The sequence below is a fragment of the Rhodococcus sp. EPR-157 genome, from assembly GCF_001647195.1.
Classification (GTDB): Bacteria; Actinomycetota; Actinomycetes; order Mycobacteriales; family Mycobacteriaceae; genus Rhodococcoides.
In genome coordinates this window covers 1-10,808 of the sequence record NZ_LVCV01000204.1, presented here as the reverse complement: position 1 = coordinate 10,808, position 10,808 = coordinate 1, and the positions used below count along the sequence as shown (strand labels likewise).

The 10,808-nt window shown below is 64.3% G+C and carries 11 protein-coding genes and 1 pseudogene; 5 read left to right on the top strand and 7 right to left on the bottom strand.

Annotation, left to right across the window (positions count from 1 at the left end; all coding sequences use genetic code 11):
- From A2J03_RS09565 to A2J03_RS09535, 7 genes are all read right to left on the bottom strand, one after another.
- On the bottom strand, positions 1-1,224 hold a 1,224-nt coding region (locus A2J03_RS09565), incomplete at its 3' end, for a polysaccharide biosynthesis tyrosine autokinase (protein ID WP_197480695.1).
- Between the two features lie 664 nt (positions 1,225-1,888).
- Positions 1,889-2,476, bottom strand: coding sequence for a sugar transferase (locus A2J03_RS09560; protein WP_156520298.1), 588 nt, complete (start codon positions 2,474-2,476; stop codon positions 1,889-1,891).
- 367 nt (positions 2,477-2,843) lie between these two features.
- Complete coding sequence (locus A2J03_RS09555; RefSeq protein WP_068372668.1) at positions 2,844-3,248, bottom strand: YbaB/EbfC family nucleoid-associated protein; 405 nt, start codon at positions 3,246-3,248, stop codon at positions 2,844-2,846.
- Complete coding sequence (locus A2J03_RS09550; RefSeq protein WP_231912465.1) at positions 3,245-3,676, bottom strand: hypothetical protein; 432 nt, start codon at positions 3,674-3,676, stop codon at positions 3,245-3,247. The genes A2J03_RS09555 and A2J03_RS09550 overlap by 4 nt, the downstream gene beginning before the upstream one ends.
- Before the next feature lie 8 nt (positions 3,677-3,684).
- Complete coding sequence (locus A2J03_RS09545; RefSeq protein WP_068372663.1) at positions 3,685-5,361, bottom strand: alpha/beta hydrolase; 1,677 nt, start codon at positions 5,359-5,361, stop codon at positions 3,685-3,687.
- The gene (locus A2J03_RS09540; protein ID WP_068372661.1) at positions 5,361-5,657 is read right to left on the bottom strand and encodes a hypothetical protein; all 297 of its coding nucleotides are present in this window, start codon (positions 5,655-5,657) and stop codon (positions 5,361-5,363) included. The genes A2J03_RS09545 and A2J03_RS09540 overlap by 1 nt, the downstream gene beginning before the upstream one ends.
- Before the next feature lie 168 nt (positions 5,658-5,825).
- Positions 5,826-7,268: an HNH endonuclease gene (locus tag A2J03_RS09535; protein ID WP_068372658.1), complete on the bottom strand. Its 1,443-nt coding sequence runs from the start codon at positions 7,266-7,268 to the stop codon at positions 5,826-5,828.
- Positions 7,269-7,362: 94 nt separating this feature from the next.
- Here A2J03_RS09535 and A2J03_RS09530 point away from each other — a divergent pair, with 94 nt between their 5' ends.
- The 5 genes and pseudogenes from A2J03_RS09530 to A2J03_RS09510 all read left to right on the top strand — a co-directional run bounded on the left by A2J03_RS09530 (position 7,363) and on the right by A2J03_RS09510 (position 10,600).
- Positions 7,363-7,743: a hypothetical protein gene (locus tag A2J03_RS09530; RefSeq protein WP_068372677.1), complete on the top strand. Its 381-nt coding sequence runs from the start codon at positions 7,363-7,365 to the stop codon at positions 7,741-7,743.
- Positions 7,740-8,180 carry a MarR family winged helix-turn-helix transcriptional regulator gene (locus A2J03_RS09525; RefSeq protein ID WP_068372655.1) on the top strand — a complete coding sequence of 147 codons (441 nt, stop codon included), beginning with the start codon at positions 7,740-7,742 and terminating at the stop codon, positions 8,178-8,180. Before A2J03_RS09530 ends, A2J03_RS09525 begins: the two co-directional genes overlap by 4 nt.
- 115 nt (positions 8,181-8,295) lie before the next feature.
- A pseudogene (locus tag A2J03_RS32030) lies at positions 8,296-8,451 on the top strand (tetratricopeptide repeat protein); the annotation flags it as partial.
- A 200-nt stretch (positions 8,452-8,651) separates the two neighbouring features.
- On the top strand, positions 8,652-9,230 hold the full coding sequence (locus A2J03_RS31625; RefSeq protein WP_068372648.1) for a hypothetical protein: 579 nt from the start codon (positions 8,652-8,654) through the stop codon (positions 9,228-9,230).
- 89 nt (positions 9,231-9,319) lie between these two features.
- Entirely contained in the window at positions 9,320-10,600 is a 1,281-nt protein-coding gene (locus A2J03_RS09510; protein WP_068372674.1) for an APC family permease, read from the top strand.
- The last annotated feature ends 208 nt before the right edge of the window (positions 10,601-10,808 follow it).

Below are 10,808 nucleotides of genomic sequence, written 5' to 3'. Positions count from 1 at the left end.
CTCGGTGGTGTGGCCGAAACGAGCGACCATGAGCGCGCCGTCACTGTGTGTGGTGAGCAGCGCAGAGTCGGTCACCGGCAGCAACGGAGCACCGTCGATGATGACGTAGTCGAACCGACCACGCAGTTCCTCGATCACGCGGCGCGACGCCTCGGAACCGAGCAGTTCGGACGGGTTCGGCGGAAGAGGTCCCGACGCAAGAACTTCCAGGCCCTCGTAGGGGGTCGGCTGCAACACGTCGGACAGGTCGGCCTGATTTGCCAATACGGTCGACAGACCGACCGAGCCGATCAGATTCAGGTACTTCGAGACGCGAGGACGACGCAGGTCGCCTTCCACGAGGGCAACGTGGTGCCCAGCCTCGGCGAGCGCGAGTGCAAGGTTGACGGCAACCGTCGTCTTACCTTCGGCGGGGACAGCACTGGTGACGACGATGACGCGCGGCGGGTGGTCGACCTCGAGGAACTGCAGATTGGTACGCAGTTCGCGGTACGCCTCGGCACTCGGCGAATGCCCGGCACCGAACTTGACGACCGCCGTCTCCTTGAGCGTCTTGTCGAACGGCAGGGTGCCGACGAGCGGCGTCTTGGATGCAGCTTCGAGCCTGATGCGCGTCTTGATGGTGTTGTCGAGACGGTCACGAAGCACTGCGAGCGCGATGCCGAGCAGCAGACCGACGGCCGCTCCGAGCGCGAGGTTACGTGTGGTCTTCGGGCTGACCGGTGTCGCGGATTCCTTTGCTTCCTCGACCAGACGCACTCCGGCGGCCGGTGATCCGCCGTCTTCCGGTGTCTCGAGTTCACGGACCAGGGTGGTCAGCTGCGATGCGAGGGAGTTCGCGATGCCGCTGGCGAGGGCAGGAGCGGAGTCGACCACGCAGATATCGAGCAGCACGGTGTCCGGCGTCGACGTCGCTGTCACTTTCGATGCCAACGCGGCCGGCGACATGCTCAAGCCGAGGTCGTCGATCGTCCTCGACGCCAATGTTTCACCGGTGACCAGTTCGGAGTACGACGCAACGCGCTGCTGTGAGAACAGGTTGCCCTGGTACGACTCGCTGACGGTCGACCCGCCGGAGGTGGAAACGAACACGCGACTGCACGACTGGTACGTCGGCGTGGTGAGTAGCGAGACAGCAAGTGCCCCCAACACCGCCACAGCAACGGTGACGACGATGACCATCCATCGTGCGCGCAGGATCTGCAGGTAGTCCTGGATTTCCACTTGGGGCTCCCTCATTCTTTGTGCACAGCTTCAGCAATAGTTTCATGGTCTTCGGTGGTGCCGCTCGGTCAACTCATCGGCTGTGGCCTCGGCGTCTGCGGATTTCCACCCATATCGGACAGAGCTGGCCTGCCGCCTGGGGCGTTGTCTTCCATGATGAACCGAACCTGTGGTCGAATTAGTGTGGTGTGCGGGAACATTCCTCTACCCCTGGACCGATACGAAGCAGAGAGTGCACCGGTCACGTCGGCCGGGCCGACGGTGACGCACTTCTCCCCCGAGCTGGGATGGTTCGGTTCGCACTCGTAGACGTCGACGCTGCACTGACATGGACGACCGGCGAACTCGAGGTGGGTGTTCATTTGGGCACCAGAAGTCGGGGAGTGCCCAAAGTCAGGCCGAGTCAACAGCCCACTCGCAACTGCCACTTCTGCAACCCCTCCTCAACGATCTCGACGACTGTGCGTTCTTACCCCGAACGTCGCCCAGCAACGTTGATTCTCAGCGCCCCCATGTACAAACTAGTGGACACACGGAAATTGCTCTACTCGTCGAACATTGTCGTGCACATTCTTCGACCGTTAGATCTACGAATTCCGGTGGACACTCGAAAAGCCGTCGAAAAAAGGTCCAACCGCTTGTTTCCGCACCCGCATCCGGTGAGTCAAACAGTTTCGCGTCCGTACCGAACTTTTCGCGCGGCGGCGAACAAGATGTGGATGTCTCGGGAAAGCGACCACGACTCCAGGTACGAGCGGTCGAGCGAGAAAATGTCCTGTGGCGTGAGTTCGGTACGGGGAGTTAGAATCCACAGTCCGGTCATGCCCGGGTGGAGTTCGACCCGCACCGATGCCGGAGTGTCCAGGGTGCCCACCCGAGTGTCGTCGAAGGGCCGGGGACGTGGGCCGACCAGGCTCATCTCTCCGCGCAGGACGTTGATGAGTTCGGGCAGGTGAACGAGCCCGTACGTGATCATCGGGTGGCCGGGTGCGGAGCGGAAGTTGAGTACCTCGAACCGGCGTCCACCGAATCCAATTCTGGGCAACTTCACGATTGCGGGCTTTCCAGGATTGGCACTTTTCACATATGCCCAGCACAACAAAAGGATCGGTGCCAGCACTACGAGCATTCCCGTCGAAACGATCTTGTCGAAAATCGATTTGACGCCCGCATCCCACGAACTCAAGGCCACGGTCGCGGCAGCCGAATGGGACGACTCATCGTCGCTTCGGTCCACCCGTTCACTCGACACGAACTCGTTCCACCTTCCCGACACCTCACTTCAATGTCGTATGTAATCACCATCACGTTACGATCACGACACCCGGTGGTGATTCTCCGGCACCGACGACATCTAATTGTCATTCAGGTGAATTAAGTTCGACTCATACGCATTTCCAAGTGTCGACGTGTTACGGCTCCCAGACGCGATCGCATCGAGACCGAGGACTCACCTGCACCGCCACGACGAGCCCCTACACCCGACACCAGGTCGCGGCGAGCGTCCGACCGCGGAGGCGGCAGGATCGACCTGGCTCCGTCCCTGCCCTCCCCGCCTTCCCGATCGTCTCGACGTTCGACGAGCTAGTTGCGCTGTCGGCCCCCACCGCGTGCCGCCCCTACCAGCGGTCGTAGATCGACGTGGGCTGCACGGGTTCGGCGACGGCGTAGTCGTCGTCTCGTCGCCTGGGCCGGGTCGGTATCGGCGCGGGCGGGTCGGGCTGCGCCATGGTCTGATCGACCAACCGTGCGACGCGCGGGTCCTCGAGCAGCTCCCGCCTGATGCCGTGCGCGGCCTGGTTGGCTGCTGTCAGTGCCGCAGCGTGGGTAGACGCGATCAGTTGAGCGCCCGCCTCGGCGGGAAACATCGAAAAGGACTGGCTGAGAACGATATCGGTGATCGATCCGTCGACACCCACCTCGATGCGCACGTGTCCGCCGTCGGAGACTGCGCTCCCCCGCACGGCGTGCACCGCGCGCTGGATGCGGGCGGCCCTGACCGTGAGCTGTTCCCACTCGGTCATCGGTGCCCGATCGCGCGCACGTTGTCGAGGTTCTCGAACGGGAAGCACGGCGACGAGACACCGAGGCTCAACTTTCCGTCCTCGTTGAGCCTCGCGACGAGACGGTAGTCGTCGCTCGAGGTTGCGCGCGCCGATCCGAGTCGCTGTTCGGACCGGTCGTCGACGGCCCACCCCCACTGAGTCCATCGTTCGATCAGCAGCGTCAGATCGGCTCGGCCGTCGCTGCCCACCACCCAGAACGTGGCCGAGAAGCGGTGTGGTCCATCGATAGTGGTGTTGTCGTCGTAGCAGGGTTCGAATTTCGCGAATCCGAGCTGCGCCCAGGGAAACTCCGGGTGAACGCGGTCCAACCGGACGCCTGCGGGCAGCACGGACAGCGATTGCTCCAGCGCGTCCATCGAACGGTCCTGCGCCTGTGTCGAGGTCATCGATTGGTTCATGCGCTCGCGCCCCGCCCGACGATGATCGCGCCGATCGTGTCGAGCCCCGGGTTACCCCGATCGAAATAGTTGTTGTGTGAAGTCGGTGTTGTTTCGGGGTCGCTCCCGAACACCGTGGCACCGAAGTGCGTTGCGACGGGGTTGGATCCGTGCGCGTCAGGAACGACACCGCCTGTCCATGCGACGGGGTCGGACATCGCGGCGGTCGCATATACGTGGGCTGCGTTCTCGGACGGGTCGAATCCGTGGAACGAGAGTTCCTCGGCTGCGGCCACCCCGACACCGGGGCTTCCGACGAAGACGACGTCGTCGACGTCGAGTGAGGCACCGTCGCGCATCGCGTGTCCGATGACGGTGCTGCCGTAGCTGTGGCCGATCACGGTGGTGTGTGCGGGCAGTCCATCGTGTGCCGCCCGGAGACCGTCCTGGAATCGGTCGAGCCGGAGCGCGCCGGCGTCGGCGAATTTCTCCGAGGTCGCAGCGTGCAGATCGGGCGGTGCGGTGTAATTGAGCCAGGTGACAACCGAATTGGGTCCGGGACTGGCCATGTTGGCGGCGTCGAGCAGGTTCTCGGCGCGGCTCATGTCACGGTCGATGGAGGCGAGCACCGTCGACGTCCCCGGCACGTAGGTGGCGACGTTCTGGGCGGTGTCGGGGTTGTTGAGCGCCATCGCCCCACGGCCACTGTCGTCGATGTTCAGCAGGAACGCGGGAGCGCCGTCTCGGCCCAGTTGGGTGTGGACGTTCTCGTAGCCGGCGAGGCTGACTTCCGCGGCGTCACGGTCGTCGAGCCACCGTGCGTATTCGCGTAGAACTTCCGCGTCCTCGGCCGGATGCGCGCCCACCTCGCGCGGGAGATTGCGGTCCGTCATCCAGTCGGGGTGGCGGGCTTCGATGGCGTCGAGGTTGGCCCTGGCGTCGACGGTGAGAGTGCCCAGCAGTTGGGTGTTGTATCGGGATTTGTCGACGGCGGGGAGTCCGTCCCGGTTACCGATGGTCGGATCCCACGCCGCGAGGCCGTCCTTGTCCGTGGGTGTCAGCTGATCCCAGAAGTCGGCGAGCGCCGCCGGTTCGTCCGGCAGGTGTGCGTGCCCGTCGAGGATCGCCGTGACCTGTGGACTGTAGGACTCTGCTGCACTTTCCGTGGGCTCGAGGCCGCGGACGGTGTCGACGGCCTGCTGGAGTCTGGCGGCGCAGGTTCCGTCGGTGTCGGCGGCGTCCGTCAGCAACGGCTTGAGCTGCGCCTCGATGCCGCGTGCTCGCTCCTCGAAGTCCGACTGCAGAACGAGATCGACGACGGCATCGCCGGTCGAGCTGACGGGGGCGAGGACACGTCCGTCGTCGAGGACGCTGAATCCGTCGGCGAGGGCCGAGTCGACCACGGCGAGGACCGAATTCCGGACGGCGTCGATCTCGCGTGCTGCGGTCCCGAATGCTGCGGAGTACGCGTCGACGGCGGCGATGAGGTGAGTGTTGGCGAGTTCGTCGGCGAGTGAGCGGGCGTCGGCTGCATCTGCGGCGGTGCCTTGCCAGTGCGGACGTGTCTCGCTGACGGTGCGCCGGGCGTAGTGGACGCGTACGTCGAACATGTTGTTGACCCGGGCGATGTCCTCGGCGATGCCGGTGAGCAGGACCGGATTCCACCCCCGTAGCTGCGATACGGATACTGCCATCACAGCCCGCCTTGGTATTCGATGAGCTGGTCACGGAAGGCTGCTTCGGCTTCGTCGTAGCTGTGGGCGCTGGCCAGTGCGGCGTCGGCCATCGCGCGGATGCGTTCGGCTGTTGCTCGGTAAGCGGCGAGTATCGGTTCCGCGGATGCGGCTGCCGCTGCTCCGAACGCCGAGTTGGGCATGGCTGCGGCACCGGTCTCCACTGGCGGTGACGGGTCGAGCGCGGCGACGGCGTCCGCTGTCTCGATCAGCGATGACGACAACGCTCGCAACGACTCCGAGTCGACCTCGAGCATCTTTCGCTCCCCTCGCTCGGGCGAACGCGCCCAAGCGCCCGCCGACCGCACCACCCCTACACTTTCCTTTGACGCACCAGGTGCGCATCCGGTTCCACCGAATTCTCGGGCCACTCCCAACCCTCCCGCCGAGATCGAAGTTGTGCATCGTTGGGATGCCCCCGTGTGTCAGGCGGTGCGTTGTCGTCGGCGGTGGTAGCTGGGGATAGGTTGTCGGTTCGGGTCGACGGCGGCGGGCGGGATGGCGTGTGGGTGTCCGTCCTCGCCGAGGACGACTTCCCAGTCTCCGTGGTGGATGGAGCGGTGGCAGCGCCCGCATACCAGCGCCGAGTTGGTCAGATCGGTCGGTCCGCCGTCAGTCCAGTACTCGATGTGGTGGACTTGGCACCAGCCTGCGGGTCGTCCGCACATGACACAACATCGATCTCGTGCGATGACTGCGTTCCGCAGTTCCGGTGGGGCGAGGCGAACTTCTCGGCCCATCGCCAGGGGCACGCCTGCGCCGTCGACGATGATCGGCGTCATATCGGCATCGCAGGTCAGGAGTTCGGCGAGTTGTCCCGAGATCGGTCCGGTCCACTCCATGTCGAACGGCCATTCCCGATCGAGCGGACTGCCTTCCCCGGCACTGTGGTGACTGCAGGGTCGTTTGAGGAGGTCGGCGAGGTTGACGATGAGGTTGACCCGCGCTGGGGCGGTGAACGTCGTACCTTTGCCGCCGGCGAGGTGGCGGTCGAGGATCTCGGCGAGACCATCAGCGTTACGCCGGGCGGGGGACCGCGGGTCGAGGGCGCCGCCGGGTCCGGGTTTCGGTGCGGTCAGTGGGGAGAGGGCGGTGCGGAGTTTCTCGGCGGTGAGGGTGTCGAGGTTGCCTTCGACTCGGCTCCGCCCGTCGGGGAGCTGGAAGATCTTCAACACGTTCAGTGCGGGGTTCTCTGCCGCTGATGGTGGGCGGGGGCCGTCGGGCAGATCGGGCGCGGGGTCAGCAGTGTCGGTGTCTTCGGGTTCGGGGTCAGGTGAAGGTGTGCCGGTGCGGCGGGCTTTCTCTTCCGCGTCGCGTCGGGCTTGCTCTTCACGTGCGCGCCGGGCGGCTTCGTGGGCTTCGGCGGCTTTGCGGGTGGCGTCGTGTCGGGCTTGGGCGTCGGCTGCGGCGTGGTGGGCGAGTTCGCGGGCGCGTGTGGTGACGGTGGAGGCGAGGGAGCGGGTGGCGACGTCGAGCAGCGTCGCGACATGGGCGGCCATCGCAGCGTCGTCGAGGGCGGGGTCTGCGGTGTGGATGAGGGTGTAGCCGTCGGCGATGGCGGTTGCGTGGGCGTGGTGGATGTCGGCGTCGGTGAGTGCTTCGGCGACGGTGGGGTGTTCTGTGAGCCAGTAGCCGAGGCGGATGTGGTGGGTGGACTGGGCTTCGCGGGTTCGGGTGGATTTGGCGTGCCAGTAGGCGACGGAGGAGTAGCCGAGTTTCAAGCCCAGTCCTCGGCGGTCGGATTCGGCGAGGACTGCCAGTTTCGATGCGGCGAGGGAGGTTTCGGTGGTGTGGATATGCGCCAGTGCGGACACGAGCTCCTGATCGGAGAGCGTGTGTGCGCTCTGAAAGTCCCCCAACTTCTGCATGCCCCGAAAGCTACAACCGAGCACCGACAAGAACTTCCGTCGGTGACGGCGCTCATCCTTGGCCTACTATATGCGATTCGCATACACTTTTGCCATGACCATGAATTTGGAAGCGGCCATCAACGAATGGCACGCAAGCGTGAACGCTGGGGCTCTCATGCGGTCCGCTGCGGCCGTCGGCAATCCGGTAGTCGTTCTCGGGCCGAAAGGCGCGGGCCCGATCACACCTAGCCAGTTCGCCGACTGGGTCGAACGATCAGGCATCCGATTGATCCCGCGTTCCTGGCACCCGATAAGCGAGCGTCTGATGGTAGTAGAACAGGATGCGACCTGGCCGGAGAACCAACAACCTACGCGCGTAGCGACGGTCTTTCGCGTCGCCGACACCAAAGTGACTGCGGCCTTACGGCTACCGGATTTGAGATCAGCTTTGGAACTTGCTTACATCTGCCGCGAGATGGCCGCGTCCGAATGAACACGTCAGGGCCGGGCCAGCTCCTGTTCACCTTCGTTCGGCATTGGTCACGGCGGGCGCCCAGTGGCGATGCTCTGCTCCCGGAGCAGGGCCGGCTCATGATGACGATCGAGGCGGTGAACTCGTTGATCGCACGCAACATACCCGCTTCGGTGAACGCGATCGCACGCGAGCTCGGAATCGATCAAAGCGGGGCCTCCCGCCTCGTCAAAAATGCCATCGACACTCAATACCTTGAGATGTCCCGGTGCGCGGGCGACGGGCGTCGCCGGGAAATAACCGTTACTACTGCTGGGCATGCGATCCTGGACCAGGCTCATGCCTGGCAGGAGAAGGTTTTCGCCGAACTTACAGCGGGTTGGAATCAACAGCGACGCTCAGACTTTCGAGATGCGATGAGCGATCTCATGGTTAGGTCCGACGCCATCGAAGCATGACCACTCGAATAAGCAACGACCCCGGCACTTTCCAAACCCACCGCCTGCTGGCTTCGGACCCATCCGAGGAAGGACGTTTCGATGACAGAGCCACCACCGGACTGTCCAGCAAGCGTCGTTCGAAGATGCGCGAGGCAACGAGGGAAACGCCATCCCGCTGTACCAGGCAGCTCTTGCCGAGGGACTCGATCCCGATACCGAACAGCAAGCCCGAATACAGCTTGCCAGCTCCCTGCGAAACGTCGGGCGCCAGTCCGAAGCCCTCGATCTTCCGAATACGAACCACCGTAGTGATCCGATGATTGGCAGAACCAACGTTGTCATCGTCCATTCGTGGTGGCGGCCTCTTACTTCAGCCAATTGCAATCAACAGCTCCGCGCGGGCCGCCGATCCAGCACCGAGCTCGGAACATTCCCCACTCGATGGAGGATTCGATCCACCCACGTCGAAGTCGGCGGTACGGTCCTGCAATGGGCAATCGCGCGGTCGCACTGCTTCTCCTCTTTGTGTTCGCCGTGGCCGGGTGCTCCACGGACTCTGGTGGATCCGATGACCGCAGTGTGTCCACGTCGTCGGAAGCGCCACCAGTGTTCAGTCCGGAAGCTCAGATCTACTCCGCTGTCGTTCATCGCCTGGTCTTGACGGACCACACCTTCGGAGTTGGCTATCCGTCACCGTTCAAGGCCGTGTACGTCCTCGATGCCCTCTCATCCGGTAGCTCGGACCTCTTCATCGACGCGGACGGCGCGCCGTTGGAGGAAGCATTGAAGTCCGAGATCGTGGAACTGTCCGATGGGTTGCCGCCCGTCGAATTCGTCGATCAATTCGATACTCGAGCCGCTCTAGGCGGACAGGGCGTGACCGGCGTGCAGAACGACGGAGTTGTCATCGGCCTCTCGGCTATCGAAGAACCCCCTGAGGGCACAGTCGTAGTCGGCGCCGGCTTCTGGTGCGGCGTCGATTGCGGCTTCGGAACTACGTACTTGGTCGAAGAATCGAACGACGGCTGGCACGTCACGCGGAACATCGGCCCAATATCGATTTCGTAGCCACGAGCTGTCACCCTTTCCATATACAGTCGTCGCCCTCACGCAGGTAGCGGTTAGCGCTGCCGATGATTCGGTCGGAGGGGACACAGATGAGCACGCCGTCACGAGATGAGCCACAACTTCAGCGTCGACTCGGTGTGTTCGACGCGGTGGTGATCGGGCTGGGGTCGATGATCGGCGCGGGCATCTTCGTCGCCCTGACGCCCGCTGCTGCGGCAGCGGGGTCGGGATCGGGTCTCCTGGTCGGGTTGGCGGTCGCCGCAGTGGTGGCGTACTGCAACGCGACATCGTCGGCGAAGCTGGCTGCTCGATACCCGGTATCGGGCGGGACATACGTGTACGGGCGAGAGCGGCTGGGCGACTTCTGGGGCTATCTGGCCGGGTGGGCGTTCGTCGTCGGCAAGACTGCATCATGTGCGGCAATGGCGTTGACCGTCGGCGCCTACGCCTGGCCTGCGCATGCCAACGCTGTCGCGGTCGCAGCCGTCGTCGCGTTGACCGCGGTGAACTATCGGGGCGTGCAGAAGTCGGCGCTGTTGACCCGCGTCATCGTGGCAATCGTTCTGGCGGTCCTGGCGTTCGTCGTAGTGGCCAGCTCGTCCTCGATACAGGCCGATGTCGCGCGTATGGATATCGGTGCAGACGTCAGCATCGGTGGAGTGCTCCAAGCAGGCGGGTTGTTGTTCTTCGCGTTCGCCGGCTACGCCCGCATCGCCACGTTGGGCGAGGAGGTCCGCGACCCCGCTCGCACGATTCCGCGTGCGATCCCGCTGGCGTTGGGGATTGCCTTGGTCGTGTACACCCTTGTGGCGGTTGCGGTGCTGGCTGTCTTGGGAGCCGACACGTTGGGCGCGTCGACTGCCCCGTTGGCCGATGCGGTACGCGCCGCAGGTGTGCCGTGGCTGGTGCCGGTCGTGCAGGTAGGAGCTGCGATCGCCGCGTTGGGTTCGCTGCTGGCCCTGGTGCTGGGGGTGTCGCGGACCGTGTTGGCTATGGCCCGCGATCACCACTTGCCGCATGCGCTCGCCGCTGTGCACCCGCGGTTCAAAGTCCCTCATCGCGCCGAACTGGCCGTCGCCGCTGTCGTCGTGGCGGTCGCCGCGACTGCTGATGTGCGCGACGCGATCGGCTTCTCGTCGTTCGGGGTGTTGATCTATTACGCCATCGCCAATGCCGCAGCGTGGACCTTGACTTCGGCTGAGGGCCGTCCCAACCGGATCGTGCCGGTGGTGGGTCTTGCCGGGTGTGTGGTGCTCGCATTCGCGCTGCCGCTGGTGTCGGTGACGACGGGAGCTGCGGTCATCGTGGTCGGTGCCCTGATCTACGGCCTGCGGCGCGGGATGGCCAACCGATCAGCGGAATCGCGGTGACCAATCCGCCAGCAGGCAGTCCCATGAAATGCAGCGGGCCGCACCCATGCCATGGTCATCGCCAGTACGGTTTCTTGATATGAACCAGAATCGTCGCGCGAGTCTCATCGCTGCGGCGCTGGTCGTCACTGGGATTCTGCTAGTGCTCGCCGCATACGGCGCGTTCACATCTCTCGGGCTTGGCAGATCGGCGCAAGAACTCTGCGCC

What these genes read in the sequence shown, in the direction of transcription:
- A2J03_RS31625 (WP_068372648.1), top strand. Translation starts at nt 8,652, where the DNA reads ATGGGCAATCGCGCGGTCGCACTGCTTCTCCTCTTTGTGTTCGCCGTG.
- A2J03_RS09540 (WP_068372661.1), bottom strand. Translation starts at nt 5,657, where the DNA reads ATGCTCGAGGTCGACTCGGAGTCGTTGCGAGCGTTGTCGTCATCGCTG.
- A2J03_RS09510 (WP_068372674.1), top strand. Translation starts at nt 9,320, where the DNA reads ATGAGCACGCCGTCACGAGATGAGCCACAACTTCAGCGTCGACTCGGT.
- A2J03_RS09535 (WP_068372658.1), bottom strand. Translation starts at nt 7,268, where the DNA reads ATGCAGAAGTTGGGGGACTTTCAGAGCGCACACACGCTCTCCGATCAG.
- A2J03_RS09550 (WP_231912465.1), bottom strand. Translation starts at nt 3,676, where the DNA reads ATGACCTCGACACAGGCGCAGGACCGTTCGATGGACGCGCTGGAGCAA.
- A2J03_RS09545 (WP_068372663.1), bottom strand. Translation starts at nt 5,361, where the DNA reads ATGGCAGTATCCGTATCGCAGCTACGGGGGTGGAATCCGGTCCTGCTC.
- A2J03_RS09530 (WP_068372677.1), top strand. Translation starts at nt 7,363, where the DNA reads ATGACCATGAATTTGGAAGCGGCCATCAACGAATGGCACGCAAGCGTG.
- A2J03_RS09555 (WP_068372668.1), bottom strand. Translation starts at nt 3,248, where the DNA reads ATGACCGAGTGGGAACAGCTCACGGTCAGGGCCGCCCGCATCCAGCGC.
- A2J03_RS09525 (WP_068372655.1), top strand. Translation starts at nt 7,740, where the DNA reads ATGAACACGTCAGGGCCGGGCCAGCTCCTGTTCACCTTCGTTCGGCAT.